We start from the raw sequence: 25,985 nt of genomic DNA on the forward strand, positions 1-25,985 counted from the left end.
TATATTCGGCAGCCAAATTACAAATTATTATCGCTCATAAATCCGCACCGGTTACAGTTATGACAATCAATCAACCAGTGCCTGCCACTGATGCTCCTAAAAGCAAGCTTAGTTATATCAATAATGTAAAAGTACTGCTTACCGGCCTTGTTATTATACACCACGTGCTGGTTACTTATGGCGCGCCGGGCGGTTGGTATTATTCTGAAAAAACAAGCCTCGCAGGTGCCCTTATTCCCATGACGATAGTTGTTGCCATCAATCAATCGTTTTTTATGGGTTATTTTTTCTTTTTGTCGGCGCTGTTTGTGCCATCATCCTATAATAAAAAAGGTGCCGGCCGTTTCATAACCGATAGGTTGCTGCGCCTGGGTATTCCGTTAATGTTTTACTCGTTTGTTTTATCACCCTTTATGAACTACCTTGTTTATTATTACGCCGGTGAACATCATATCTCCTTTGGCCAATATTTAAGCGGGTATGATGATTGGGTGAGCTTTGGCGTAATGTGGTTTGTGGTTGCCTTACTGTTATTTACTATTTGCTACGCGGTTATCAGGCTTGTATCAAAAAGCGCCATAACTATAAGGATCAATCTGCCATCTAATAAACGCATCCTGCTTTTTGCAACAGGCGTAGGGGTAATAAGCTTTGCCGTACGAATAATTTTTCCGGTTGGCTGGGTGCTTAAACCGCTGGGCTTTCAGTTGGGGCATTTTACGCAATACATAGCTTTATTTACGCTGGGTATAATAGCGTCTAATAATAACTGGCTCGGGCAGATTAGCCAGGAGCAGGCACGCCGTATGCGGCGCATAGCCATCAGCATCGGCGGCTTGGGCCTGTTATCCATCTATGCCATTAAAGTTATATTTAACGTGCCAATTGAATGGTTTAGCGGTGGTTTTAATTATATCTCGCTACTTTATTCTGTTTGGGAGCAGCTTACCGGTTTTGCTATTTGCGTGGCTGTAACAGGCATAGCCAAATATCGTTGGGATAACAGGTCAGCCATGCTTGGCAATTTGTTGCGGGCGGCATTTGCTACTTACATTTTTCATCCGCTGGTGCTTATCGTGTTATCTATACTTTTCAGGCCTTTGGCTATTGATCCGGCTGTAAAAGCGTTGCTGGTAGCTCCGCTGGGTGTTGCGGGCAGTTTTGCTTTGGCACTGCTTTTGGTACGTATGCCATTGGTGAACAGGGTTATTTAAAGCCTGCTTGCCGTTACTTACCAAATGAGATCATTTAAAGAAATTACCGCCGGCCTGAAGCATCAGGCTGACACACTGGCACAACGCGGCTTCAGGCAGATATTTGATCGTATAGATCAGTTCAACATAAAAAAAGGCGTTGATAAACTGGGCCTCGAAGGTTTTATTAACCAATGCGCTTACCTGGCAGCGGGTACCGGTGTACTGTCGGGCACTGGTGGTGTACTTACCATGGCCCTGGGTATTCCGTTTGATGTGGTGAATCTTATCACACAGCAATTCCGCATTACCATGGCTATAAATTACTACAAAAAAGGTACGTATAAAATCAGCTTTGATGAGTTTATGAAGATTGTTGCGGCATCCCTAAAAGTAGAGGCCAGCATAGCCCTCACCAAAAATGTGCTCGAAGCTGTAGCCGAAAAGTTAATGCTGAAACTTGGCGCACGTGCTGCCCAGCGCCTGGTGCCCGTAGTAGGCGCGGTAATTGGCGGTACTGCTAATTATCTTTTTATCAAACGCATGGCCGAATCTGTTAAGGATTTGCATGGTAAGGATGAGGTGATTAAGCTGTAAGGCTTAGTATTTGCGTTTATCGGGGTTTTGTCTGTTATCCCAAAATTGAAGCAAAAAAATCTCGTCTGATCGGATAATGTAGAACAGTGAGTTTTGCTTACCGATTGTGGCTTTACGGATTTGTTTAATGGATGAGGCTTTAAATAGATATGGCTGGATGGAAATATTATTTATTAATGCGTTTACACATTCATTAAAGTATTCAACATCTTTTATTGTCCATTCTTGTTGTAGATAGGAGATAATGCTTTCGTAAGAGTTTACAGCCTCTGTAGTCCAGTTAACCTTTAAGGCCATATTTGTTTCTCATGTCACGCATTACTGATTCATGATCTCTTACACGGCCATTGTTCATGTCATCAATACCGCGTTCAATACCAGTTTTTACATGTCCAGGCAGATCATTGTAAAAGTCATAATCGTCTTTTAGTACAGCCTTAACTTCATTAAGCGTGCGTTCATCCTCTACATCTAATAAAAGCCGAACTAACTCTATTTTTTCTGCCTGTAAGTCCATATTCAAATATAACGAATATTACCTCGTTTCAGTTATCCTATTTGTCAGCGCTACAAAATCATTAACCGTCAATCTTTCGGCACGGAGTTCAAGCATGGGTTCATCGGTAAGCTTTTCTTTGTTGATGAGTGATGAAAGAGCGTTACGCAACGTTTTTCGGCGCTGATTAAATCCTGCTTTAACTACCTGCCAAAACAGCTTTTCGTCACAACCTAATTCCTGCACCTCGTTGCGTGTCATGCGTATAACGGCCGATAGCACTTTTGGCGGCGGATTAAATACCCCGGCTTTTACCGTAAACAGGTATTCTACCTTATAATAAGCCTGTAAAAACACACTTAATATACCATATTCCTTACTGCCTGCTTTGGCATTACAGCGCTCGGCAACCTCTTTTTGGAACATGCCCACTACTTCGGGCACCTGGTGGCGGTTATCCAGTATCTTAAAAAGTATTTGTGATGATATATTGTACGGAAAGTTACCAATAACAGCCAGCGGCCCGTTAAAGGTAGCCGCGAAATCCAGCTCCAAAAAGTCGGCATTGATCAGCCTGCTGCCCAACTGCGGATATTTTTTACCTAAAAACTCGTACGATTCGGTATCAATATCAATCAGGTAGGTTTCATAATCTGTTTTTTGTAACAGAAAATCCGACAGGATGCCCATACCCGGACCAACTTCCAGCACCTGCTTGTAACCTAACTGCGGCCTTAATGCTTCCACAATTTTTGAGGCGATATTTTTATCGGTAAGAAAATGCTGGCCGAGGTGTTTTTTAGCCCTGACTATTGACATGGTGAACAAATATTTGGCAAATTAAGGCATATTTGTGCTTTTATCAGGCAGTTTAAACCTAAAAATATTTAATTTGCGTGATTATTGCCTCACCTCGCAATAACTGTTTTGGCAGATATTTCAGGCTTTGGCAATTAAAAAACCGGTGAAAACAAAAATCATCACCGGTTAAAAATCATAAACAGTATGAGCGGTAAAATAAAGGTTGGTATCAGTATAGGCGATGTTAATGGTATTGGTTTAGAGATAATTATAAAAACCCTGTCAGAAAGTAAGGTATATGATTATTGTACGCCTATTGTGTATGGGCACACCAAAGTAGCCTCCTTTTACCGCCGTTTAAGTAATACCAGCGAATTTGTTTTTAACGTGATAGGTGATGCATCTCAGGCTCAGCACCGCAAACCCAACATGATCAATTGCTGGGAAGAGGATGTAAAGCTGGAGCCGGGCATTATCAATGCAACAGGCGGCAAGTACGCTTTGCTCTCGTTAGAACGCGCTACCAATGATCTGCTGGCCGGTGAAATTGATGTACTGGTTACCGCGCCGATCAATAAAGAGAATATACAAAGCGAAACCTTTCATTTTCCGGGCCATACCGAGTATTTGCAGGAGCGTGATAACGCCACCGATTCGCTCATGTTTTTGGTGAGCGATAACATCAGGGTAGGGGTGGTTACAGGGCATATTCCTATCTCGCAGGTGTCAAACAGTATTACTGCCGACAAAATATTGAGTAAGCTAAAGCTGATGGAAGCCAGCCTTCGTAATGATTTTTGGATACGTAAACCCAAGATTGCCGTACTGGGCCTTAACCCGCATGCCAGTGATAACGGACTGATAGGTGATGAGGAGCAGAAAGTGATCATTCCGGCTATTGAGGAGGCGCGTAACAATGGTATTCTGGCTTTCGGGCCTTACGCTGCCGATGGCTTTTTTGCCAGCGGCGCCTATAAACAGTTTGATGCCGTGCTGGCCATGTACCACGATCAGGGTTTGATACCTTTTAAACAAATAGCCTTTGAGGATGGGATTAATTTTACGGCAGGCCTAAGCTTTGTACGTACCTCGCCCGATCATGGTACCGCTTATGATATTGCCGGCAAGAACCAGGCATCAGAGCGCTCGTTCCGTGAGGCGTTGTTTGCTGCCCTGCACATCATCCGCAACCGCCGCGAAAATGCCGAGCTTACTGAAAACCCGCTAACCCATCATAAACTGACGAGGGACAGGGATTAATTTGGGCATTTGTCAATAGGCATTGGTCATTATATTTGTCATTAGGCAATAATAATTAGTCATTGTTCTGTTGTTTGGCAATAATTATTGGTTGGTAATTACCAACCATAATTATTAATGCCTTATGTCCAATAACTAACGCCCCAATGCCTAATCACTATAAATAAAAAAACACTTTCCACATTTAGGAAAAATCCCTACATTTGCGGGCTAATTGTTGCTCATTGAAATCACTAAGGAAATATACGATACCATTTTCCGGCTTAAAGCTGGGTAAGCATCGTTTTGACTTTGATGTTGATGATTCCTTTTTTGAGGAATTTGAATATTCGCTGGTAAAAAAAGCTAAGCTTGTATGCAATGTTGAGCTTGATAAACAGGAAACTATGATGATCCTGAATTTCGAGATAGACGGTTGGATAGAGCTTACCTGCGACAGGTGTTTGAACGAGTATCAGCACCCGGTACATTCACGCGAACAGCAGATAATTAAATTCAGTGAAGAAGAGATAGATGAGGATGATGAGATCATAACCCTCGGAAAGAATGACCATGAGATAGATATTTCAGGTTTGATATACGAGTATGTTACTGTAGCCGTGCCCTTTATAGCATCGTGCAGTGGTGACGATAGTACAGATAAGTGTAATAAAGAAATGCTTGATAAGCTTAACGCGCTATCGGGCAGTGATGATGATAAGAACGAGGCGCCTGACCCGCGTTGGGACGCACTCAAAAACATTAAGTAATAATTATTTAGGAAATTATGCCAAATCCAAAAAGAAAACTCTCGAAATCAAGAAGAGATAAACGCAGAACGCATTACAAAGCCGAAGCGCCAACTTTAACAACCTGCCAAACTACAGGTGCTGTTCACCTGCCACACAGAGCTTATACTGTTGATGGTAATGTTTACTATAACGGTAAATTACTGATCGAGAAAACAGCAGTAGCTTAAGCTTAATTTTCACATCTGATGAAGATTGGCTTAGATATTATGGGCGGTGATTACGCCCCTAAAGCAACTGTTTTAGGAGCTATTGAAGCCCGTAAATCCCTCTCGCCCGAACAAACGCTGGTGCTTATCGGCGATGAAAACGTGGCGAAAGAGATTTTGCAGCAAAACAACGTCAGTGCCGACCTTTTTGAGTTTGTGCACACCACCGAGGTGATCGGCATGGGTGAGCACCCTACCAAAGCCATTGTGCAAAAGCCGGGTGCCAGCATAAGCTTAGGCTTTAAAATGCTAAAGGAAGGGCAAATAGCGGCTTTCTCATCAGCAGGCAACACAGGTGCCATGCTGGTAGGAGGCATGTTTAGCGTAAAAACTATTCCGGGTGTTGTACGCCCGGCCATGACTACCATTGTACCCAAACTGAAAGGCGGTTTGGGTATTTTGTTGGATGTAGGCGCCAATGCCGATTGCAAGCCCGATAACCTGCTGCAATTTGGCGTACTGGGCAGTTTGCTTGCCGAAAGCGTTTACGGCATTGATAACCCGCGCGTGGCGCTCATGAACATTGGCGAGGAGGAAGAGAAAGGCAATATGCTTTACCAGGCCACCTACCCGGTGATGAAAGACACCAACATGTTTAACTTTGTGGGTAACATTGAAGGGCGCGACCTTTTTGGCGACAAATTTGATATTGCCGTGTGCGATGGCTTTACCGGTAACGTAATACTTAAACTAGCCGAATCATTCTACGTAATTACCCTTAAAAAGGGATTAAAGGACGAGTTTTTTGACCGTTTTAATTATGAGCAGATAGGCGGCAGCCCGATACTGGGCCTTAACGCGCCAGTTGTTGTAGGGCACGGCATCTCAAGCCCCGAGGCCATCAAAAACATGGTACTCCTCTCAAAAAATATGGTTGAAAGCAACCTGATCGAAAAAATTAAGCAAGCATTTCATTAAATTTATTTAAATAAAATGAGCAAGATTCATGCTGCGATAACAGCTGTTGGCGGATATGTTCCTGATTACGTATTAACCAATAAGGAGCTTGAAACCATGGTTGATACCAACGACGAGTGGATAACCTCGCGTACCGGTATCAAAGAGCGCAGAATACTAAAAGGCGAAGGTTTAGCCACATCAGACCTTGCCGTGCCCGCGGTAAAGCAACTGCTTGAAAAACGCGGCATCGGCGCTGATGAAATTGACCTGATCATATTTTGTACCACCACACCTGATTATCCTTTTCCGGCAACGGCAAACCTGTTTGCTGATAAAATAGGCGCTAAAAACGCTTGGGGCTGGGATCTGCAGGCTGCCTGCTCGGGCTTTGTGTTCGGTTTAACAACCGGCGCGCAGTTCATTGAATCAGGCAAGCACAAAAAAGTGCTGGTGGTAGGTGCCGATAAAATGTCGGCCATGGTTGATTATACCGATCGTGCTACCTGTATATTATTTGGCGATGGCTGTGGTGCTGCCCTGCTTGAGCCTGATTATGAAGGTTACGGCGTGATTGACTCGATACTTAAAAGTGATGGTGCCGGTATACCTTACCTGCATCAAAAAGCGGGCGGCTCATTACGCCCTGCAAGCCACGCTACCATTGATGCCCGCCAGCATTATGCTTACCAGGAGGGCCAGGCCGTATTTAAATTTGCGGTTACCAATATGGCCAATGTTGCTGCCGAAGTTATGGAGCGTAACAACCTTACTGCTGATGATATTGCGTGGTTAGTGCCGCACCAGGCCAACAAACGCATTATTGATGCCACGGCTAACCGTACCGGCGTACCGGCAGATAAAGTAGTAATAAATATTGACCGTTACGGAAATACCACCAATGCCACCATACCACTTTGTTTATGGGAGTGGGAAAGCAAATTCAAAAAAGGCGACAATATTATATTGGCAGCCTTTGGCGGCGGCTTTACCTGGGGCTCGGCATATTTAAGGTGGGCTTACTAAATCAGCTTTAATAATGGTACTGTTAACAGCCGCAAATGTTGTTAATAGTGCTGAACATTATTTTATCTGATTTGTTAACCAATAATTGCCTGCATATCTGCATATTTGCAAGTACGCAACTGTCGTAACTAATTTTAGATAATATAAATTTATCCAAGAGAAAACCTATTAACACCCCGATATGGATATTAAACAAATACAGGATCTGATCCGCTTTGTTTCAAAAGCAGGCGTAAACGAAGTTTCAATTGAGCAAGAGAATTTCAAAATAACAATTAAAACTAACCAGGCGCCAACCATAGTTAATGCAACTATTCCAACAGCACAGCCTGTTGTTTCGGCTGCGCCAACAGCTATACCGGCTGCTGCTGCCAGCGTTGCTGAGCCTGTTGCCGCTGCTGCCGCCGCGGTTTCTGCTGCTGCCGATACATCAAACTACATCACCATCAAATCACCAATGATCGGTACTTTCTACCGTTCGGCTGGTCCGGATAAGCCGTTATTTGTTAACGTTGGCGACGAAATAAAAGCCGGTACAGTAGTATGTATCATAGAGGCTATGAAATTATTTAACGAGATCGAGTCTGAAGTTTCAGGCCGTATTGTTAAAGTACTGGTAGATAATTCATCACCGGTAGAGTACGATCAGCCATTGTTTTTGGTTGAACCGGTATAAATGTGCAAATGAGTAGATATGCGGATGTGCAAATGTTCCATCTGTGGTATCACCTTAATTTGTTAATTTTTTAATTGTGTTGCGTGCGTATTCAGATCATCTGCATATCTGCACATTTAAAATCAGCACATCACATTTAAATTATGTTTAAAAAAATACTGATAGCCAACCGTGGCGAAATAGCCTTGCGCATCATCCGTACTTGTAAGGAGATGGGTATAAAAACGGTAGCTGTATATTCAACTGCCGATCGTGAAAGCCTTCACGTACGTTTTGCCGATGAGGCCGTATGTATAGGGCCGCCGCCAAGCAGAGATTCATACTTAAATATACCAAACATCATCTCGGCTGCAGAACTTACCAATGCCGATGCTATTCACCCGGGTTACGGCTTTTTATCAGAGAATGCCAAGTTCTCCGCTATCTGTGCCGAGTATGGTATCAAATTCATCGGTGCTACCGCTGATCAGATCAACGCCATGGGCGATAAGGCATCAGCGAAGGAAACCATGAAAAAAGCCGGTGTACCGACTATCCCGGGGTCAGACGGTTTGCTGAGCAGCGTAAAGGATGGCATTGCCATAGCGCGTAAAATTGGTTACCCGGTTATACTTAAAGCAACTGCCGGTGGTGGTGGCCGTGGTATGCGCGTGGTATGGAATGATGAGGAGTTTGAACCGGCCTGGGATTCAGCCCGTGCCGAATCAGGCGCCGCTTTTGGTAATGATGGTATCTACCTCGAAAAATTTGTTGAAGATCCGCGTCACATCGAAATACAGATAGTAGGTGATCAGTATGGTAAGGTATCTCACCTGTCTGAACGTGACTGCTCTATACAGCGCCGTCACCAAAAGTTGGTTGAAGAATCACCTTCGCCGTTCATGACTGATAAACTGCGTAAAAAAATGGGTGATGCCGCCGTTAAAGGCGCTAAAGCTGTTAAATACGAAGGTGCCGGTACCATAGAGTTTTTGGTTGACAAGAACCGCAATTTCTACTTTATGGAGATGAACACCCGTATACAGGTTGAGCACCCGGTTACCGAAGAGGTTATCAACTTTGATTTGATCAAAGAGCAAATAAAAGTTGCCGCGGGTATCCCTATCTCAGGTAAAAATTACGAGCCGACAATGCACGCCATTGAATGCCGTATAAATGCCGAAGATCCGTACAACAATTTCAGGCCGTCACCCGGTAAAATCACCAATTTTCACTCACCGGGTGGGCATGGTGTAAGGGTTGATACGCATGTGTATTCAGGCTACTCCATCCCGCCAAATTACGATTCAATGATAGCCAAGGTAATTTGCGTGGCCCAAACCCGCGACGAAGCCCTGAGCACCATGGAGCGCGCACTGAGCGAATTTGTGATAGAAGGTATAAAAACAACCATACCATTCCATCTGAAATTATTGAAAGACCCTAACTTCCGCGCCGGTAACTTTACCACCAAGTTTATGGATACTTTCGAAATAAACGAGAATTAAAAACTATCCTGATAAAATAAAACGTAAATACCCTTGTTAGTAACAGCAGGGGTATTTTATTTACATAGATGAGCGATAACAAACTTATAAAGGCGATAAAGGATAAAGGCAAAAATATTGAGGCCGAAATGTCATTCTTTGACCATTTGGAGGCCCTGCGCTGGCATTTGATCAGGGCATCAATAGCCATTGTTTTATTTACCATACTGGCCTTTGTTTTTTATGATTTTGTTTTTGATACGGTAATTATGGGCCCAATGGACCCGCAATTTTTTACCTACCGTATGCTATGTAAACTGGGCGATTATCTTAACCGCCCCGGTTTTTGTATCGATAAAATACCGGGTAAGATCATCAATACCGAAATGGCGGGGCAATTTACCCTGCAGATCAATTCGGCGCTGCTTATCGGCATTACACTGGGCTTTCCGTACCTGTTGTTCGAGATATGGCGCTTTGTTAAACCTGCCCTGCACGAAAATGAGCGTAAGGCAGCCAGTGGTTTTGTATTCTATGCCTCTATGCTGTTTATCCTGGGCATATTGTTCGGTTACTATGTGGTTACACCCGAGTCGATCTCCTTTTTGGCGGGTTACCAGGTAAGTAAGGTTATTGAAAATACGTTCACTATTGATTCATATCTCTCATCAGTATCAACACTTACCTTAGCCACAGGTATTGTATTTGAGCTGCCTATATTGGTTTACGTACTGTCAAACATTGGCATACTCACCGCTAAAACTATGCGCCAGGGGCGCAGGTACGCCATTGTGGGTATATTGATAGTGGCGGCGGTTATTACCCCTACACCCGATGTGCTTACCATGATGGTGGTAACCATACCGCTGTTCCTGCTGTATGAGGTGGGTATAGTGGTGGCGGGCACGGTTGAAAAGCGCAGGCTTAAACGTGAGCGCGACGAAGCCGCAAAAGCATAATAACGTTACTTTCCATTTAAAATATTATTGATATTTTAGAGCCCATGAAACAAGGGCTTAAAATAGCTATAGGCGCAGATCATGCCGGCTTTGAATTAAAAGAAGTTTTATTGGATGGTGTTGAAGGCATCGAAGTGAAAGACTTTGGTACCTACACTCCCGGGTCTGTTGATTATCCGGACTTTGCCCATTTGGTGGCATCAGCAGTTGAAAAAGGCGAGGCCGATTACGGTATCCTGATCTGCGGATCAGCAAATGGTGTAGCCATGACAGCCAATAAGCACCAGGGCATCCGCGCCGCATTGTGCTGGAAACCTGAAGTTGCCGAGCCTGCCCGCAGCCATAACAACGCTAACGTATTATGTATACCTGCAAGGCATGTAACCGTTGAGGAAGCGCGCGAAATTGTAAACGTGTTTTTTACTGTTGAATTTGAAGGCGGACGCCACGCTACACGTGTGGATAAGATCTCATGCTAATATAATATCTCATATAAGTCCTGGCATTTGGCCGGGATTTTTTTATCATACGAATTTTTTTTAACTGACCATTTTTAATGAAAAGAGTACCATTATTATTCTTAGCCCTGGCGGCAGCCTCATGCAGCTATGCGCAAAAAGATCCGAACGCGGTAAAGTTCGCAAAGTATATTACCGTTGAGGATGCAACAAAACATCTTTCCATACTCGCGTCTGACGAGTATGAAGGCCGCGAAACCGGTAAAGCCGGTGCCGATAAGGCCGCGAAATACATCGCCAACGAGTTTAAAAAATTAGGACTGCAAGGCCCGGTTAAAGGTTCGTACTTTTTAGATGTACCGCTTACCGAAAACTCCTTCAAGGTAAACCCTATAACAGTAGGAGGAAGCACCTTTACCAACGGTAAGGATTTTTACTCGCTAACTGCGGCCCCTGCCAATACCGTTAAAGCTGCTGATATTGTATTTGTAGGCTATGGCATAAGCGATGAAAAATATGACGATCTGAAAGGTATTGATATTGCCGGCAAGGTAGTTTTGGTAATTAATGATGGCGAGCCGATGAAAAACGGCGTGTCATTAATAACCGGTACCGCTACCCGTTCGCAATGGAGCATTAGCCGTGGCAAACGTGTAGGAGCGCTGCAAGCTAAAAAACCTGCGTTGATACTTGCCGTTAACCCGATTGTTGCCACTAACCTGCAACGTTTTGGTTCAAGTATCTTAGCGCCGCGTATGGGCATCAAAAAGGAAGGTGCTGCTCAGGCTAACACCGGTGCGGTAGTAATCAACATCACTGCTGATATGGCTAACGCGCTGTTAAAAAGTACAGGCAAAACTTACACCCAGTTAAAAGAAGAAATTGATGCTGCCGGCGCACCTAAAACCCAGGTTGTAAAAACTCCGGTTGAAGTAAGCTACAGCACCGAAGAAAATGCGGTGAAAGCGGTTGATGTATTAGGTTACCTGCCGGGCTCTGACGCTAAATTGAAAAATGAAGTGCTGGTGATCTCTGCGCATTATGACCATATTGGTATAGAGCCGGAAGGCAGCACTAAAACCGACAAGATAAATAACGGTGCCGATGATGACGGTTCAGGAACTACCGGTATGCTTGAACTGGCCCGTGCTTTCAGCATGGCTAAAAAAGCAGGTAAAGGACCTAAACGCAGCATCCTCTTTTTGGGTAATGTTGGTGAAGAGAAAGGCCTGTTAGGTTCTGAATATTATTCTGACCATCCTGTATTCCCGCTGGCTAATACCATTGCCGATCTGAACATTGATATGATTGGTCGTGTAGGCGAAGAGTATGCCGGTAAGCCTGATTCAGCTAACTACGTATATTCAATCGGTTCAAAAATGTTAAGCACTACCTTGCACAAAATAGGTGAGGACGCTAACAATACCTATACCCAAATGAAACTGGATTACAAGTATGACGATCCGAATGATCCGAACCGTTTCTACTACCGTTCAGATCATTATAACTTCGCGCGTTATAACGTGCCGATCATATTTTACTTTAACGGTGTACATGCCGATTATCACCAGCCGGGCGATGAAGTGAGCAAAATTAACTTCCCGCTGCTGGTTAAACGCAGCCACCTGGTTTACTACACTGCCTGGGAACTGGCTAACCGTGCCGAACGCCCTGCGGTTGATGTTAAAACAGAACAGGGTGTAAAATAGTTATAAGGGCTATCAGCCACTGTTAATAAATTGAAAAGGGATGATTAAAACTCATCCCTTTTCGTTTTTATAAAAAACACTACTTTAGCTTTTATGGGTAACACTGCCGATGATTTTTTGATTGCTGCTGAGGATAAGGCGTTTGATGCAGCCCATCGTAATATAATAAACTATAATATTGGTAAGTATGATGCCGCGGTAGACCGTGGCCTCTCTCGCCTGGCTAATTTGGATGTAGCAAAAAAGAAGGGTCATCTTATTAAATGGAAGGCCATGGAAACGCTGGATAAGCTGTTACCCGAGTTTGAGGCCAATTTTCAGCGCAGGGGCGGCAAGGTAATATGGGCCAATGATGCCGAAGAAGCTAACCGCGAGATACTGAACATACTGCAAAAGGCAGGTGCCAAAACCATTGTCAAATCAAAATCAATGGTTACGGAAGAGATTCATCTGAACGAGTTTTTGGAGCAAAACCAGATTGAGAGCCTTGAAACTGATCTGGGAGAATACATTGTTCAACTGCTTGGCCAGCCGCCTTACCATATTGTTACCCCGGCTATGCACCTCTCCAAAGAGGATATTGCGCAGCTATTTAACAAGCACTTTGGCACCCCCGCGGATGCCACCCCCGAACAGCTTACCCAAAAAGCACGCGAGTTGTTGCGCGAAAAATATTTACAGGCTGATGCCGGCATAACAGGCGGTAACTTTTTGATAGCTGATAGCGGGAGCATCGCCCTTAGCGAAAATGAGGGTAACGCCAGGCTAAGCACCTCGTTCCCTAAAATACATATAGCGGTTGTGGGTATCGAAAAGATCATTCCGTCACTGGTTGATCTCGACCTGTTTTGGCCCATGCTGGCCACCCACGGCACCGGGCAAAACCTTACGGTATATAATACCATACTAAGCGGGCCCCGCCAGCCTGATGAAACGGATGGCCCGGAAGAAATGTATGTAGTACTACTTGATAACGGGCGTACTAACCTGCTCGCGCAAAAAGATCAGCGGCAAGGCTTATATTGCATACGCTGCGGAGCTTGCTTAAACGCCTGCCCGGTATATAAAAACATTGGCGGCCATAGCTACCAAACTACTTACAGCGGCCCCATCGGTTCGGTAATTACACCGCATACCAAGGGGATGGAAGATTTTAAGCACCTGAGTTATGCCTCAAGCCTTTGCGGCAAATGTACCGAGGTATGCCCGGTTAAAATAGATATACACAAAATGCTGCTGCTTAACCGCCGCGACGCGGTTAAGGATGATAAGGTAAGCAAAACTGAAAAGTGGGGATGGATGATCTGGAAAAAAGGAATCCTCAGCCGTAAACTGGTCGATTTTTTTGGTGGTAAAATGAAAAACCGTTTCATAAAACTGCTGTTCAACAAAACCTGGGGGCACTACCGTGATATGCCGCGTGTGGCTGAAAAATCATTCAGCAAGCAATGGCAGGAGCGGGGTAAAAACGATCTTCATTAATAACACCGATGCGCAAAATAATTTTAAATGTAGCTGTAAGCCTCGACGGCTTTATTGAGGGCCCCAACGGTGAATATGATTGGTGTTTTACTGACCAGGATTATGGCATAGAGGCATTTACAGCCGATACCGATGCCGTTTTTATCGGCAGAAAAAGCTACGAAGTTTTGCAGGAGTACGGTAACCCATGGCCGGATAAAATGCTGTATATATTTTCGGATACGTTAACAAGCGCGGACGGTAATGCCGAGATCATACGGTCAGACGCATATACTGAGCGTATTGATGCTATCCGCCATGCCGATGGTAAAAACATCTGGCTGTTTGGCGGGGCTAACTTGCTGTCGCAATTGCTTGCCAAAAATTACGTGAATGAGTTGCTGCTATCAGTACACCCTGTAGTATTAAGCACAGGTACCCCGCTGTTTAAAGATCTTACCGAACGGTTGGAACTAAACCTGCTTGATAGCGCGGTATATGATACAGGCCTGGTACAGTTAACCTATTCGCTAAAGCCACGCTTTGATCTGGATATGCTGCCCGAGTTAGATTAAGCTTAATGCTTATTACCAAAGCCAAATTCCTTATAAGTGTTCGGCAGTTCGTTAGCGCTGCTAAAGGCAAAGCTGTATGATGTCCACCAGGTTTCAAAATCAGCATCCTTACCGGTTGCCGCAACATCCGTGCGTGTAGCGCGCAGCATATAAATACCCTCGCGGCTCAGTTTAAAAAATACCTGGCCTTTTGCATTCGATGATAGATTTTCAGGGTAAATAGTTCCTTTAGGTGTTTTTACATACAGTTTTAATGGGGCTGATTCCAGCGGCTTATTTTGAAAGTAAACAACAGCGGTAACATCATCACCGTAATTCATTTTATACGGATTGGTTTTAAGGATGATCTCAAACTCATCACCCACCAGCTTTTCATAAGCGTTGCCTGATGGTTTATCAACCATTACCAGTGTTTTTATGGAACGGTTATATTTTTCGCGCACGTTCATAGTATGAAAGCTCTTGGCCTTTTTAACCGATTCTTCATTTCCGTCGGCCTCCAGGTGTTTCAGGAATGTTTCGCGGTCTATCTCCTGCGTTGCCGATTGGCTTAATTGAAGCAGGGCAAGGCCGCCATTTTCAACCTGGTAATCCTTAATGGTAACAACGGTATCATTAGCCACAGTGGTGAGCGGTATTTTTTTTGAACCCTCGTAAAGTGCGAATTTGGCATCTTTGGCTTCGGGGGTTTCGTAATCATCGTCGGTATTGGTTACATTGGCCTTGAACATACGCACGCTCAGTTTATCGCCTTTGTGCAAAAAAAAGTTCTCGGCCAATAAGAAATCCTCATTGGTGGCAGCAGTAAAAACGGCTGCGATGAACAGGGCGGCTGTCAGCAGGTAAAAACGCTTCATGGGTATAAATAGTGATGGAGTACCAAACATACAAAGTTTTAAAAACATCAGTAGTTTAGCAGGGTAATTTTTGCGTTATCGTTACAAAACTTACATTGCCGTGCCTTAACACGCCGAACAATTTATGCAAACTGCCGTTTGCTTTGTTTACATTTAATAAAATTTAGCCTTTTGAGTACGTATACTACCTTAATGATTTTATGCGGACTGGTGATATTTTCATACCTGTTCGATTTGATAGCCGGCAAAACCAAGTTGCCATCGGTGTTACTATTGCTTTTTTTGGGTATGGCCATTAGGCAGGTGGTGGTTTACTTTAACTGGATTACACCTGATTTTAATAAGATATTGCCCACCCTGGGTACGCTTGGCTTAATACTTATTGTATTTGAAGGCGCGCTCGAACTTAAATACACACCCGAAAAAAATACGGTGATCAAACGGTCGTTCCTATCAGCATTATGTATATTGTTAGGTACAACAGCCATCATCACTACCATATTCTATTACATATCCGGGGCGGGTATTTACCGGTGCATCATCAATGCTATTCCGTTTTGCGTGGTCAGTTCGGCCATTGCAATACCCTCGGCATCGGGCTTGCCAAATGATAAAAAGGAGTTTATTATTTACGAATCATCATTCTCTGATATCCTCACCATCGTTTTCTTTAACTTTATGCTGAGCAATAAGTACTTCAATTTTACAGCGTTCAGCAGTTTAGGGGGCGAGTTGTTGCTGATACTGTTCTTCGCGGTGGTATCGTGCCTGTTGCTGTTGTATCTTATCAAGAATATAACACATCACGTTAAATTCTTTCTTATCATATCCATCATCATCATGGTATATGCTATAGGGCAGTCATACCATTTATCGGCATTGATAGTTGTGCTGGCTTTTGGGTTGTTTTTAAATAATGCCAGCCAGATACGGTTTCCCTGGTTCCGCCACAATTTTTTGTACCCACAGTTGGGGCATGAGTTAAAACAGTTGCTGCAGCTATCAGCAGAGAGTGCCTTTTTAATGCGAACCTTCTTTTTTGTGCTGTTTGGGTTTACGATGAACATCAATCAGCTTAATGATGTAGGATTGCTGGTGTTGGGTGTGTTGGTGTTGATCGCTATTTATTTAGTACGATTTCTGTACATCAAACTGGTTTCAAAAACCGATATGATGCCCGAACTGGTTTTGATACCCCGCGGGCTGATCAGTGTATTGCTTTTTTATAACCTGCCTCAAAAACTCCAACTACCGCAGATAGATACCGGCTTGTTGTTTATCGTTATCCTGTCAACCAGCGTGATCATGAGCCTGGGCTTGTTGGGTAGCCGCAAGTACAAAATTCCCGAAGGGCAGGAGTTTAATAACGTTTAACTATGGCGTGGTGAGCGCTACCGGCAATATTTTGCCGTTAAAGAATTTATGCCCGGTCAGCGCAAAATCGGCAATGTACTTGCCCATCTCAAAAGCCATAACAGGCGATTGATAACCCGGAAAAGCCTTCTCCAGCATCTCGGTCTGCGCCGAGCCCAAGGCCAGGCAGTTAACACTGATCTGCTGTTCGGCAAGCTCTTGCGCTAAACATTCGGTGAATACATGCAGGGCTGCCTTGCTGGCTGAATAGGCTGATAATCCGGCAAATTTAGCGCTGCCCTGGTAGCCGCCCATGCTGCCTATGTTCACAATATGGCTTCCGGCAGGCATCACGCCTAATAGGGCTTGGGTAATGCGTACATGGCTCAGGTAATTGCTTTGCAGCATATCCACAAAGTCAATTTCTTCGAGCTCCTGAAAAGGTTTATTGATCAATACCCCGGCATTGTTAATCAGGGCATCAACACGGTTATCCATGTGTGTGCCGATGAATTGCAGTAGCGCGGCCGGGTCATCACTAACCAGGTCAAAAACTATCGGGTACAAAACACAATCAGGGTTTATGCTGCGCGCTATCTCGAACAGGCGCTGCAGTTTATCCTGCGAACGGGCAATGGCCATCACCTTGTGCTTGCCCGATGTAATGAGTTCAATCACGGCTTCAAAGCCTACGCCACTGCTGGCACCGGTTATAATGATGTTCATGGTAGTAGTGGTTAGTTGGTAGCTGGTTTAACTTCTTCTTCTTCGTGTTCTTCAATGCCTGGTAAACCTTCTTCCAATCTACTGGTACGTATTACATAGTAAACGCCTGTAAGCGCCACCAGCAGCGAAATAATGTAGAATGATATACTTAAAAATACAGCCAGGCCAACATCCATGTTAAAAATGCCTGATAGCTGTGTGAAGATGGTTTCGCGCGCGCCTGCGCCGCCGATGGTGATGGGCACTACCGCCGCCAATGCCGATACCAGGAATGATAGCAGGTATGGCGCGAACTTACCATCAAAATCCTGACCTAAAAGCACAAAGATGATACACAGCACCTGCAAGCCTTGTACCAGTACAGCCTTAGCATGTGCCTGGAAAAAGTATTTAGTGTATTCGCGAAAGAATTTATAAGCCACGAAGTAATACACTGCCGATCCGGCTAAAAATATACCCCCTGGTATGGCTAAATGCACATCAATCTGGGGGATGAAAATAATAAGCGCGCAAATAATAAAACCGATGGCCCATAACCCGCTCAGCCTGTCAAACAATATGGCCCAGAACATTTTTTTTCCCGGTAGTTTATAGCGTTTGTTCAGCAGCCATATTTTGTAGCCATCGCCGCCAATACCGCCCGGAAGCAAAAAGTTATAAAACATACCAAGCATGTACAGGCGCATATTAAAACGCGGGTCAAGCCGCAGGTTTATCGATTTAAAAAAGCTCAATAACCGCCATGCCGAAACTACCATGGAGCCAAAAAATGTTATCAGCGCCACGGCCATCCACCAATAGTTGGCGTGTAACAGCCTGTACTTCACCTTTTCGATAGGCACTTTGCTGAATACATAGTACAGCAGTGCCGAGGTAACAGCTATTTTTAGTATCAGCTTTGCGGCATCCCACAATTTTTGTTTCCCGGTTTTAGGCTCCGGGGCATCGGGCATATTTGTCATTACCGCAAAGCTAATAAAATCAGTACATTTTGTCCGGCATATTCCTGATAGGGGTATAACATTTAGGCCTGGTTTTTGACATACAGGTTAACATTAAAACCGTATTTTTGCGCAAAATTTAAAGGGATGAGCAAAGTTAAAGTTGGTATTGTACAAATGAGTTGTGTTGCCGATAAGCAGCAGAACCTTGAAAAAGCTATTGTTAAAGTGCGTGAGGCCGCGGCCAAAGGTGCCCAGATAGTTTGTTTACAGGAACTTTTTACATCACTGTATTTTTGTGATGTAGAGGATTACGACAATTTTAAACTGGCCGAGGCTATCCCCGGCCCTTCAACCGAGGCTATTTCGGCTGTTGCCGCTGAGCTGAATGTGGTGGTTATCGCTTCACTATTCGAGAAACGCGCGCAGGGTGTTTACCACAATACCACCGCCGTTATTGATGCTGATGGTGCTTATCTGGGTAAATACCGCAAAATGCACATTCCGGATGATCCGGGTTTTTACGAGAAATTCTACTTTACCCCGGGCGACCTGGGTTATAAAGTATTCAATACAAAATATGCCAAAATAGGCGTGCTCATCTGCTGGGATCAATGGTACCCTGAAGCTGCCCGTATTACCTCATTAATGGGTGCCGAAATACTGTTTTACCCAACCGCTATCGGCTGGGCAACCACACAGGATGAGGCAACCAATACCGAGCAGTATAACGCATGGCAAACCATACAACGCTCGCACTCGGTAGCTAACGGTGTACACGTGGTAAGCGTGAACAGGGTAGGCGAAGAGGCCGGATTGAAATTCTGGGGCGGCTCATTCGTATCAAACCCATTTGGTTCAGTGCTTTACCAGGCATCACACCAGGACGAAGAAGTGACCGTACATGAGCTTGACCTCGACAAATCCGACTATTACCGCAGCCATTGGCCATTCCTGCGCGACAGGAGGATCGAAACCTATCAGCCGATAACAAAAAGACTTATTGACGAGGATTAATTTAGTCCGAAAGTCGGTAAGTCCGGAAGTCCGAAAGTGAAAAGAAAATAGAAGGTATGGCTTTTAAATTCGAGAAATTGATCGTTTGGCAAAAGGTTGTTGAGTTATCTGCCAACATACATGATCTATGTAAAGGGTTCCCAAAGGATGAATTATTTATTTTAACCGGACAGATCAAAAGAGCTGCTGATTCAGTTTCTTTAAATATCGCTGAGGGATCAACAGGGCAATCAAATGCGGAGTTTAATAAATTTTTAGGTTACGCACTGCGTTCAAATATTGAGGTTGTAGGCGCGTTGTATCTGGCTCGAACAAGAAAATTGATAAACGATCTGGAGTTTTCAAAACTGTATCAGCACTGCGAGGAAATATTAGTTATGTTAAACTCGCTGCGTAATTCTTTAAATAATGATAAATAGAGATATAAATCTTCCGGACTTCCGGACTTCCGGACTTTCGGACTCGCTGAAAGGCTTCCACTTCCCTGCCGAATGGGCCCCGCATGTGGCTACCTGGCTTAGCTGGCCGCATAAGGAAGCATCATGGCCGGGTAAGATACAGATGATATACCGCCGCTATTGCGAATTTATAAAGGAGATCGCCGTAGGGGAGTTTGTGCGCATCAACGTGGTGAATAAGGAGATGGAAGCCTTTGCTCAGCAGCAGCTTACTTTGGTAGGGGCTGACCTGAGCAAGATCGAGTTCTTTGAATTCCCTACCAACGATGCCTGGTGCCGTGATCATGGTCCGGCGTTTTTGATCAATCCCGAAACCAAACAAAAGTTAGTGGTTGATTGGGGCTACAATGCTTGGGGCGATAAATATCCTCCGTATGACCTGGATGATGTGATACCAACCCGCATTGCCGAATATTATGATCTGCCGGTTTATCATCCCGGAATTGTGATGGAAGGCGGCTCGGTTGATTTTAACGGCAAGGGCACGGTGCTTACTACAACAGCCTGCCTGTTAAATAAAAACCGTAACCCGCATTTAAACCAGCAGCAAATTGAAGGCTATTTGCAAAACTACTACGGCGTTGAGCAGGTACTTTGGCTGGGCGATGGTATTATTGGTGACGACACCGATGGGCACATTGATGATATTACCCGTTTTGTGAACGAGGATACCGTAGTTACCGTTGTTGAAGAAAATAAGAACGACGAGAACTACCATATTTTACAGGAAAACATGCAATCGCTTAAAACCATGCGCCTGATCAATGGCAAGCAGTTAAATATTGTTGAACTGCCCATGCCTGATCCGGTGATATATGACGATCAGCGCCTGCCTGCATCATACGCCAACTTTTATATTGGCAATGCCGCTGTAGTAGTACCAACCTACCGATGCACCAATGATGATAAGGCTTTAGATATATTAACGCAATGCTTCCCCGACCGCAAGGTGGTAGGTGTCGACTCAACCGACATTATCTGGGGTTTGGGCAGCTTTCATTGCCTGAGCCAGCAGGAGCCGGAAATAGTATAAATGAATGAGGCTGTGACTGAAACAGCCTCATTTTAATAACTTTCTAATAAGTACTGCCAAAAGTACTGTCTTTTAAAACTACTTTACTCTAAACAGCTCTAATCGGATTTCCTTAAAAACCAGAGGTATGGCCTGAACGTAATTGAAAGCAACATCTACCAAGTTGTTTAACATTACGTGAAAGCGAAGCTGTACCATAGGGCCATTTATCTGCGTATTGCCACCGGCATGTTGTTTGTCCTGTTGATAGGATTTAAAACGGTGTTGCCCGTGTTCATCGCGTCAATGTATGCCGATAAGGAATTTGCTACCAACGCCGATGAAGATGGTGGTGAGAAAAAAGCCGAGAGCGCCTTTCCGCACGAAAAAGAATTTACACGCCCCTCAAATTATATCTCCAATAATGTTTTTTGGGATAGTTATATTGAACATTGTACTATCTACAAAGGCAGTTATCAATCATCGTATTACCAAAAGATCACTATTCCGCCTCCTGATAGTGCTCCTCATTATTGCTAAACAAGCTTAACCACGGCATATCGCCGTATTGTATTTACTTATAATCTATCTTTTTAAAAAATGAAAACATTTAACCTTTCTGTGCAAAGGCTGGCTATGTTATGCGCCGCCGCAATTTTATTGATCACCACGTCGTGCTCTAAGGATAACGATATTGATAATTCTATTGAGGGCTCAATAACAGGCCCAGACATGGCGGTATATGCTTTAACATCAAACAATACCCTGGTGAGTTTTAATGCTAAAAATCCATCATCAGCCACCAAAACAACCAGTATTACCGGTTTACAAAGCAATGAAACTATTTTAGGAATTGATTTCAGGCCTGCTACCGGTGAGCTTTACGGCTTAGGCAGCAGCAGCCGGATTTATGTAATCAACACGCAAAGCGGCTCGGCACGTGCTATAGGTGCTGGAGCCTTTACACCAGCTATAAACGGTACTGCCGTAGGTTTTGATTTTAACCCAACGGTTGACAGGATCCGTTTGGTTACTTCAAGCGGGCAAAACCTGCGCCTGCACCCTGAAACAGGCGTGGTTGCTTTTACGGATGGTGTGCTTAACGGCGCAGCCAACGCGAGTGTTACTGCCGCTGCCTATACCCAAAATAAGGCCGGTGTAACCACTACCGAGCTTTTTGTAATAGATGTTGCCAACGACAAGCTTTATAAACAAGATCCGCCTAATGACGGTAAACTTGTTGAAATAGGCAGCCTTGGCGTTAACGTTGAGCAAGCCGGTGGTTTTGATATCAGTCCGGATGGAAAGGCTGCGCTGGCCGCGTTAGCCGTAGGAGGTAAAACCAGCTTGTACAGCATTAACACTACTACAGGCAAGGCTACCAAAATACAAAATGATTTTGCAGGCACTGTAACAGGCCTGGCCATACCTACCGAGCCGGTAGCTTATGCCGTAAATGAAGCCAATGAACTGGTGATATTTAACCCAATGAGCCCGAGCCCGGTGGTTAAACCCATAAGCGGCATAGCCGGCGGCGAGAATATTCTGGGTATTGATTTTCGCCCGGTTAACGGGCAGTTATATGCTTTGGGCAGTTCAAGCAGGTTGTACACCATCAATACATCATCGGGCGCAGCAACCGCGGTTGGTGTAGCACCTTTTGCTACCTTACTTTCGGGCACACAGTTCGGGTTTGACTTTAACCCTACGGTTGACCGTATCCGTGTGGTAAGCAACACCGGCCAAAACCTGCGACTGAACCCTGATAATGGTCTTTTGGCTTTTGTTGACGGGCAGTTATCTCCGGGCAGCCCATCAGTTACCGCCGCGGCATATACCAATAATTTTGCCGGTGCAACCTCAACAGTGCTTTTTGATATCGATACACAAAATAATACCCTGTACAGGCAGGACCCGCCAAATGATGGTACGCTGGTTAGCGTTGGCGCATTAGGCGTAACCGCTACCGCTACAAACGGGTTTGATATTGGCAGCACCAGCGGCACAGCTTATGCTTTACTTAATGTAGGTGGTACCACTAAAGTATACACCATTAACCTAACCACCGGCGCGGCAACCGCGGGCGCAACGGTTACAGGTAATTTTAAAGCATTTACTTTAGGTTTAGGATTTTAATTGAAATTGCCATAAACGTAAAACGCCGGGTAGTATTCACTACCCGGCGTTTTACGTTTTATATCACAACCACGTCATTGCGAGGTACGAAGCAATCCCTGAGTGATTTGCTTGAACAATATTCTAAAGAGATTGCTTCGTACCTCGCAATGACGTGTTTGTCTTGCTCCCTCTCCTTCAGGAGAGGGCTGAGGTGAGGCTTCTTATTTCAACACCGTTTTCCAGCTCACCATATCACCGATGATCTTCTCCAGTTGATCGGCAGCCACGCGTTCCTGTTGCATGGTGTCGCGGTAGCGTATGGTTACGGTATTGTCTTCCAAAGTTTGGTGATCCACCGTGATGCAAAAAGGTGTACCAATAGCATCCTGACGGCGGTAGCGTTTACCGATAGCGTCTTTCTCCTCGTACTGAACATTGAAATCCAGCTTCAGCTTGTCCATAATTTCACGGGCCTTTTCAGGCAGGCCGTCTTTTTTGGTAAGCGGGAATATAGCGGCCTTAACCGGTGCCAGTACAGGCGGCAGGCGCAGTACGGTGCGGCTGTCCTGTTTCTCGTCGTTGCTCAGGTCTTCTTCCTCGTAAGCGTTGATCAGCGTAAGCAGGAACATTCTGTCTAACCCTATTGAGGTTTCAATAACGTAAGGTATATAGTTACCAAAAGGCTTGCCTGTTTCAGGGTCAACCTCCGGGTCAAAATACTGCATTTTTTTGCCCGAATACTGCTGATGCTGGCTCAGGTCGAAATCGGTACGGCTGTGTATCCCTTCCACCTCTTTAAAACCGAACGGAAAGTTGTATTCAATATCAAAAGCGGCATCGGCATAATGCGCTAATTTAGTATGCTCGTGGTAACGGTATTTTTCGGGAGCGGTACCAAGGGCAAGGTGCCATTTAAGGCGAGCTTCTTTCCACTGGTTAAACCATTCCTTTTGCGTGCCGGGGCGAACAAAGAATTGCATCTCCATTTGTTCAAACTCACGCATCCGGATGATGAACTGACGCGCGATCACCTCATTACGGAAAGCTTTACCTATCTGAGCGATCCCGAAAGGGATCTTCATACGGCCTGATTTCTGCACGTTCAGGTAGTTTACAAATATACCCTGCGCGGTTTCTGGGCGTAAGTATATCGTGTCCGACTCATCAGCAATTGCGCCAACCTGCGTGCTGAACATCAGGTTGAATTGGCGTACGTCTGTCCAGTTACGTGTGCCGCTTACCGGGCAGGCAATCTCCTGTTCAATAATCAGCTCTTTAAGGCGGGGCAGGTCTTCTGCTTTCAGGGCATCGTCCATTGCGGTTTGTAAAGCAGCGGCTTTTTCGGTTTTACCTTCTGCCTCATATTTGGCAATACGGTCTTCCAGTAATTGATCGGCACGGTAACGTTTCTTTGAATCCTTGTTATCGATCATCGGGTCGCTAAAACCGTCAACGTGTCCGCTGGCCTTCCAGGTGGTGGGGTGCATAAATATGGCGGCATCAATGCCCACAATATTTTCGTGCATTTGCACCATGGCTTTCCACCAGTAAGTTTTAAGGTTGTTTTTTAACTCCGAGCCGTTTTGCCCATAGTCATAAACAGCACTGAGGCCATCATATATTTCGCTCGACTGGAATACGAAACCATACTCCTTAGCGTGTGATATTACGTTCTTAAAAAGTTCGTCGGTTGCTTTACTCATAACATGGCAAAGATACAATTTAAGGTGAAAGGCAAAAGGTAAATGGTATAATGCTAAAAGTATTGCATTCAATAGTTTGTTACCTGTCCTCAACTTCTTTTGTGCAGACAAAAGAAGCAAAAGCTGCCGGCTACGCCCTGCCCGGTTAAAGGGTGTGCGTTAGCAAGGCTTGTGCTACTCCGGGCATTTCTGATGCCGGAATTTCAGGTAATTAACGGTTTGTGCTTTTGTTTTTTAGCTCTGTTTCTTATAAGAGGGGCTGGGAAATTAAATCGAGTAATTTCATTATGCCCTGTTCGAAATAAAAAAGTGCTTTCTCCTTTAACCTTTCTGCTTTTGGCTTTCGCCTTTCGCCTTTAACCTTTCTCCTTTAACCTTTCCCCTAAACCCGTATCTTTACCGCCATCATGAGTATCCGGGTATCAGCACTTACCAAAGTATATGGCAGCCAAAAGGCGGTTGATAGTATTTCATTTACTGCTGATAAGGGCGTGCTGGGTTTTTTAGGGCCGAACGGCGCAGGCAAATCAACCACCATGAAGATACTCACCGGCTTTATACCACAAACATCAGGCACAGCCGAAGTTTGCGGGTTTGATGTAAGCAAACAATCGCTTGAGGTTAGGCGGCACATAGGCTACCTGCCCGAAAATAATCCGTTGTACCTGGATATGTATGTAAAGGAGTCGCTGGGTTTTATTGCGGGTATTCATAAAATGGTATCACCCCAACAGCGTATCAGCGAAGTAATAGAACAAACCGGGCTGGGTGTTGAGCAGCATAAAAAAATCGGCCAGCTATCTAAGGGCTACCGCCAGCGTGTGGGTTTGGCGCAGGCTATATTGCACAACCCGGAAGTGCTGATACTTGACGAACCTACAACCGGCCTTGACCCTAACCAGCTTATTGGCATCAGGCAACTGATCACTGAACTGGGTAAAAGCAAAACTATCATCCTATCAACCCATATTATGCAGGAGGTTGAGGCGGTTTGCAATAAGGTGATCATTATCAATAAAGGAAAAATAGTTGCCGATAATAACTTACAAGCCTTAAAGGAACAAAATGGCAATTCTTCTCTCGAAGATGTATTTATCAAACTAACTAATAGCAATTTTTATAGTTGATTTTTAATGAGTTATAATTTTTTCATATAGATGGATGTAACCTTTTGCCCTAAGCAATGTCTATGTTCCTGAGTTAAAAATAACAGTTAAAATAAAAGTATA

At 44.5% G+C, this 25,985-nt stretch carries 28 protein-coding genes; 21 read left to right on the forward strand and 7 right to left on the reverse strand.

What is annotated here, in order from left to right:
* Positions 1–59: 59 nt before the first annotated feature.
* Both LJ707_RS06865 and LJ707_RS06870 read left to right on the forward strand, forming a co-directional pair.
* Complete coding sequence (locus LJ707_RS06865; RefSeq protein WP_228950071.1) at positions 60–1,214, forward strand: acyltransferase; 1,155 nt, start codon at positions 60–62, stop codon at positions 1,212–1,214.
* A 24-nt stretch (positions 1,215–1,238) separates the two neighbouring features.
* Complete coding sequence (locus LJ707_RS06870) at positions 1,239–1,790, forward strand: EcsC family protein (RefSeq protein ID WP_228950072.1); 552 nt, start codon at positions 1,239–1,241, stop codon at positions 1,788–1,790.
* A gap of 3 nt (positions 1,791–1,793) precedes the next feature.
* Here the strand turns inward: LJ707_RS06870 and LJ707_RS20400 are convergent, their stop codons facing one another.
* Genes LJ707_RS20400 through rsmA form a run of 3 tightly spaced genes read right to left on the reverse strand, consistent with a single transcriptional unit; the run spans position 1,794 to position 3,105 of the window.
* On the reverse strand, positions 1,794–2,087 hold the full coding sequence (locus tag LJ707_RS20400; protein ID WP_370632380.1) for a type II toxin-antitoxin system RelE/ParE family toxin: 294 nt from the start codon (positions 2,085–2,087) through the stop codon (positions 1,794–1,796).
* Positions 2,071–2,307, reverse strand: coding sequence for a hypothetical protein (locus LJ707_RS06875; RefSeq protein ID WP_228950073.1), 237 nt, complete (start codon positions 2,305–2,307; stop codon positions 2,071–2,073). The genes LJ707_RS20400 and LJ707_RS06875 overlap by 17 nt, the downstream gene beginning before the upstream one ends.
* An 18-nt stretch (positions 2,308–2,325) precedes the next feature.
* Complete coding sequence (gene rsmA / locus LJ707_RS06880) at positions 2,326–3,105, reverse strand: 16S rRNA (adenine(1518)-N(6)/adenine(1519)-N(6))-dimethyltransferase RsmA (RefSeq protein WP_228950074.1); 780 nt, start codon at positions 3,103–3,105, stop codon at positions 2,326–2,328.
* A gap of 186 nt (positions 3,106–3,291) precedes the next feature.
* Between rsmA and pdxA the strand changes: the two genes are divergently transcribed.
* From pdxA to LJ707_RS06940, 12 genes are all read left to right on the forward strand, one after another.
* Positions 3,292–4,347 carry a 4-hydroxythreonine-4-phosphate dehydrogenase PdxA gene (gene pdxA / locus LJ707_RS06885; protein WP_228950075.1) on the forward strand — a complete coding sequence of 352 codons (1,056 nt, stop codon included), beginning with the start codon at positions 3,292–3,294 and terminating at the stop codon, positions 4,345–4,347.
* A gap of 224 nt (positions 4,348–4,571) precedes the next feature.
* On the forward strand, positions 4,572–5,096 hold the full coding sequence (locus LJ707_RS06890) for a DUF177 domain-containing protein (protein ID WP_228950076.1): 525 nt from the start codon (positions 4,572–4,574) through the stop codon (positions 5,094–5,096).
* A gap of 17 nt (positions 5,097–5,113) precedes the next feature.
* On the forward strand, positions 5,114–5,305 hold the full coding sequence (rpmF, locus tag LJ707_RS06895; RefSeq protein ID WP_194102421.1) for a 50S ribosomal protein L32: 192 nt from the start codon (positions 5,114–5,116) through the stop codon (positions 5,303–5,305).
* Between the two features lie 18 nt (positions 5,306–5,323).
* Positions 5,324–6,262, forward strand: coding sequence for a phosphate acyltransferase PlsX (gene plsX, locus LJ707_RS06900; protein WP_228950077.1), 939 nt, complete (start codon positions 5,324–5,326; stop codon positions 6,260–6,262).
* Positions 6,263–6,277: 15 nt separating this feature from the next.
* Positions 6,278–7,267, forward strand: a complete 990-nt coding sequence (locus LJ707_RS06905) for a beta-ketoacyl-ACP synthase III (RefSeq protein WP_228950078.1) — start codon at positions 6,278–6,280, stop codon at positions 7,265–7,267.
* A gap of 181 nt (positions 7,268–7,448) precedes the next feature.
* The gene (accB, locus tag LJ707_RS06910) at positions 7,449–7,943 is read left to right on the forward strand and encodes an acetyl-CoA carboxylase biotin carboxyl carrier protein (RefSeq protein WP_228950079.1); all 495 of its coding nucleotides are present in this window, start codon (positions 7,449–7,451) and stop codon (positions 7,941–7,943) included.
* 143 nt (positions 7,944–8,086) lie between these two features.
* Positions 8,087–9,430 (forward strand): acetyl-CoA carboxylase biotin carboxylase subunit, encoded by a 1,344-nt coding sequence (accC, locus tag LJ707_RS06915; protein ID WP_228950080.1) that lies wholly within the window; start codon positions 8,087–8,089, stop codon positions 9,428–9,430.
* A 68-nt stretch (positions 9,431–9,498) separates the two neighbouring features.
* Entirely contained in the window at positions 9,499–10,368 is an 870-nt protein-coding gene (gene tatC, locus LJ707_RS06920) for a twin-arginine translocase subunit TatC (RefSeq protein WP_228950081.1), read from the forward strand.
* Between the two features lie 44 nt (positions 10,369–10,412).
* On the forward strand, positions 10,413–10,847 hold the full coding sequence (gene rpiB, locus LJ707_RS06925; protein ID WP_228950082.1) for a ribose 5-phosphate isomerase B: 435 nt from the start codon (positions 10,413–10,415) through the stop codon (positions 10,845–10,847).
* 77 nt (positions 10,848–10,924) lie between these two features.
* Positions 10,925–12,535, forward strand: a complete 1,611-nt coding sequence (locus LJ707_RS06930; RefSeq protein ID WP_228950083.1) for a M28 family peptidase — start codon at positions 10,925–10,927, stop codon at positions 12,533–12,535.
* Between the two features lie 93 nt (positions 12,536–12,628).
* Positions 12,629–14,017, forward strand: coding sequence for a LutB/LldF family L-lactate oxidation iron-sulfur protein (locus tag LJ707_RS06935; protein ID WP_228950084.1), 1,389 nt, complete (start codon positions 12,629–12,631; stop codon positions 14,015–14,017).
* Between the two features lie 8 nt (positions 14,018–14,025).
* Positions 14,026–14,571, forward strand: coding sequence for a dihydrofolate reductase family protein (locus LJ707_RS06940; protein ID WP_228950085.1), 546 nt, complete (start codon positions 14,026–14,028; stop codon positions 14,569–14,571).
* A gap of 2 nt (positions 14,572–14,573) precedes the next feature.
* Here the strand turns inward: LJ707_RS06940 and LJ707_RS06945 are convergent, their stop codons facing one another.
* Positions 14,574–15,428 carry a DUF4198 domain-containing protein gene (locus tag LJ707_RS06945; protein WP_228950086.1) on the reverse strand — a complete coding sequence of 285 codons (855 nt, stop codon included), beginning with the start codon at positions 15,426–15,428 and terminating at the stop codon, positions 14,574–14,576.
* Positions 15,429–15,599: 171 nt separating this feature from the next.
* Here LJ707_RS06945 and LJ707_RS06950 point away from each other — a divergent pair, with 171 nt between their 5' ends.
* Positions 15,600–16,802: a cation:proton antiporter gene (locus LJ707_RS06950; protein WP_228950087.1), complete on the forward strand. Its 1,203-nt coding sequence runs from the start codon at positions 15,600–15,602 to the stop codon at positions 16,800–16,802.
* On the opposite strand, the gene LJ707_RS06955 is transcribed toward LJ707_RS06950, so the two are convergent.
* Together LJ707_RS06955 and LJ707_RS06960 are read right to left on the reverse strand one after the other, a co-directional pair.
* Positions 16,803–17,507, reverse strand: coding sequence for an SDR family oxidoreductase (locus LJ707_RS06955; protein ID WP_228950088.1), 705 nt, complete (start codon positions 17,505–17,507; stop codon positions 16,803–16,805).
* An 11-nt stretch (positions 17,508–17,518) separates the two neighbouring features.
* Positions 17,519–18,469, reverse strand: a complete 951-nt coding sequence (locus LJ707_RS06960) for a lysylphosphatidylglycerol synthase transmembrane domain-containing protein (protein WP_228950089.1) — start codon at positions 18,467–18,469, stop codon at positions 17,519–17,521.
* Positions 18,470–18,595: 126 nt separating this feature from the next.
* Between LJ707_RS06960 and LJ707_RS06965 the strand changes: the two genes are divergently transcribed.
* The 5 genes from LJ707_RS06965 to LJ707_RS06985 all read left to right on the forward strand — a co-directional run bounded on the left by LJ707_RS06965 (position 18,596) and on the right by LJ707_RS06985 (position 23,071).
* Positions 18,596–19,465, forward strand: a complete 870-nt coding sequence (locus tag LJ707_RS06965; RefSeq protein ID WP_228950090.1) for a carbon-nitrogen hydrolase — start codon at positions 18,596–18,598, stop codon at positions 19,463–19,465.
* Between the two features lie 56 nt (positions 19,466–19,521).
* Positions 19,522–19,884 carry a four helix bundle protein gene (locus tag LJ707_RS06970; protein WP_228950091.1) on the forward strand — a complete coding sequence of 121 codons (363 nt, stop codon included), beginning with the start codon at positions 19,522–19,524 and terminating at the stop codon, positions 19,882–19,884.
* Positions 19,874–20,956: an agmatine/peptidylarginine deiminase gene (locus tag LJ707_RS06975; RefSeq protein WP_228950092.1), complete on the forward strand. Its 1,083-nt coding sequence runs from the start codon at positions 19,874–19,876 to the stop codon at positions 20,954–20,956. The genes LJ707_RS06970 and LJ707_RS06975 overlap by 11 nt, the downstream gene beginning before the upstream one ends.
* Positions 20,957–21,133: 177 nt before the next feature.
* Complete coding sequence (locus tag LJ707_RS06980; RefSeq protein WP_228950093.1) at positions 21,134–21,475, forward strand: hypothetical protein; 342 nt, start codon at positions 21,134–21,136, stop codon at positions 21,473–21,475.
* Between the two features lie 60 nt (positions 21,476–21,535).
* On the forward strand, positions 21,536–23,071 hold the full coding sequence (locus LJ707_RS06985; protein WP_228950094.1) for a DUF4394 domain-containing protein: 1,536 nt from the start codon (positions 21,536–21,538) through the stop codon (positions 23,069–23,071).
* Between the two features lie 203 nt (positions 23,072–23,274).
* Here the strand turns inward: LJ707_RS06985 and LJ707_RS06990 are convergent, their stop codons facing one another.
* On the reverse strand, positions 23,275–24,756 hold the full coding sequence (locus LJ707_RS06990) for a glycine--tRNA ligase (protein WP_228950095.1): 1,482 nt from the start codon (positions 24,754–24,756) through the stop codon (positions 23,275–23,277).
* A gap of 407 nt (positions 24,757–25,163) precedes the next feature.
* Here LJ707_RS06990 and LJ707_RS06995 point away from each other — a divergent pair, with 407 nt between their 5' ends.
* Positions 25,164–25,883, forward strand: a complete 720-nt coding sequence (locus LJ707_RS06995; protein WP_228950096.1) for an ATP-binding cassette domain-containing protein — start codon at positions 25,164–25,166, stop codon at positions 25,881–25,883.
* Positions 25,884–25,985 lie beyond the last annotated feature (102 nt).

The sequence above is a fragment of the Mucilaginibacter sp. UR6-1 genome (assembly GCF_020880975.1).
GTDB lineage: Bacteria > Bacteroidota > Bacteroidia > Sphingobacteriales > Sphingobacteriaceae > Mucilaginibacter.

Coding starts and splice junctions, on each gene's coding strand:
- LJ707_RS06865 (WP_228950071.1), top strand. CDS start 60: ATGACAATCAATCAACCAGTGCCTGCCACTGATGCTCCTAAAAGCAAG.
- LJ707_RS06870 (WP_228950072.1), top strand. CDS start 1,239: ATGAGATCATTTAAAGAAATTACCGCCGGCCTGAAGCATCAGGCTGAC.
- LJ707_RS20400 (WP_370632380.1), bottom strand. CDS start 2,087: ATGGCCTTAAAGGTTAACTGGACTACAGAGGCTGTAAACTCTTACGAA.
- LJ707_RS06875 (WP_228950073.1), bottom strand. CDS start 2,307: ATGGACTTACAGGCAGAAAAAATAGAGTTAGTTCGGCTTTTATTAGAT.
- rsmA (WP_228950074.1), bottom strand. CDS start 3,105: ATGTCAATAGTCAGGGCTAAAAAACACCTCGGCCAGCATTTTCTTACC.
- pdxA (WP_228950075.1), top strand. CDS start 3,292: ATGAGCGGTAAAATAAAGGTTGGTATCAGTATAGGCGATGTTAATGGT.
- rpmF (WP_194102421.1), top strand. CDS start 5,114: ATGCCAAATCCAAAAAGAAAACTCTCGAAATCAAGAAGAGATAAACGC.
- plsX (WP_228950077.1), top strand. CDS start 5,324: ATGAAGATTGGCTTAGATATTATGGGCGGTGATTACGCCCCTAAAGCA.
- LJ707_RS06905 (WP_228950078.1), top strand. CDS start 6,278: ATGAGCAAGATTCATGCTGCGATAACAGCTGTTGGCGGATATGTTCCT.
- accB (WP_228950079.1), top strand. CDS start 7,449: ATGGATATTAAACAAATACAGGATCTGATCCGCTTTGTTTCAAAAGCA.
- accC (WP_228950080.1), top strand. CDS start 8,087: ATGTTTAAAAAAATACTGATAGCCAACCGTGGCGAAATAGCCTTGCGC.
- tatC (WP_228950081.1), top strand. CDS start 9,499: ATGAGCGATAACAAACTTATAAAGGCGATAAAGGATAAAGGCAAAAAT.
- rpiB (WP_228950082.1), top strand. CDS start 10,413: ATGAAACAAGGGCTTAAAATAGCTATAGGCGCAGATCATGCCGGCTTT.
- LJ707_RS06930 (WP_228950083.1), top strand. CDS start 10,925: ATGAAAAGAGTACCATTATTATTCTTAGCCCTGGCGGCAGCCTCATGC.
- LJ707_RS06935 (WP_228950084.1), top strand. CDS start 12,629: ATGGGTAACACTGCCGATGATTTTTTGATTGCTGCTGAGGATAAGGCG.
- LJ707_RS06940 (WP_228950085.1), top strand. CDS start 14,026: ATGCGCAAAATAATTTTAAATGTAGCTGTAAGCCTCGACGGCTTTATT.
- LJ707_RS06945 (WP_228950086.1), bottom strand. CDS start 15,428: ATGAAGCGTTTTTACCTGCTGACAGCCGCCCTGTTCATCGCAGCCGTT.
- LJ707_RS06955 (WP_228950088.1), bottom strand. CDS start 17,507: ATGAACATCATTATAACCGGTGCCAGCAGTGGCGTAGGCTTTGAAGCC.
- LJ707_RS06960 (WP_228950089.1), bottom strand. CDS start 18,469: ATGACAAATATGCCCGATGCCCCGGAGCCTAAAACCGGGAAACAAAAA.
- LJ707_RS06965 (WP_228950090.1), top strand. CDS start 18,596: ATGAGCAAAGTTAAAGTTGGTATTGTACAAATGAGTTGTGTTGCCGAT.
- LJ707_RS06970 (WP_228950091.1), top strand. CDS start 19,522: ATGGCTTTTAAATTCGAGAAATTGATCGTTTGGCAAAAGGTTGTTGAG.
- LJ707_RS06975 (WP_228950092.1), top strand. CDS start 19,874: ATGATAAATAGAGATATAAATCTTCCGGACTTCCGGACTTCCGGACTT.
- LJ707_RS06985 (WP_228950094.1), top strand. CDS start 21,536: ATGAAAACATTTAACCTTTCTGTGCAAAGGCTGGCTATGTTATGCGCC.
- LJ707_RS06990 (WP_228950095.1), bottom strand. CDS start 24,756: ATGAGTAAAGCAACCGACGAACTTTTTAAGAACGTAATATCACACGCT.
- LJ707_RS06995 (WP_228950096.1), top strand. CDS start 25,164: ATGAGTATCCGGGTATCAGCACTTACCAAAGTATATGGCAGCCAAAAG.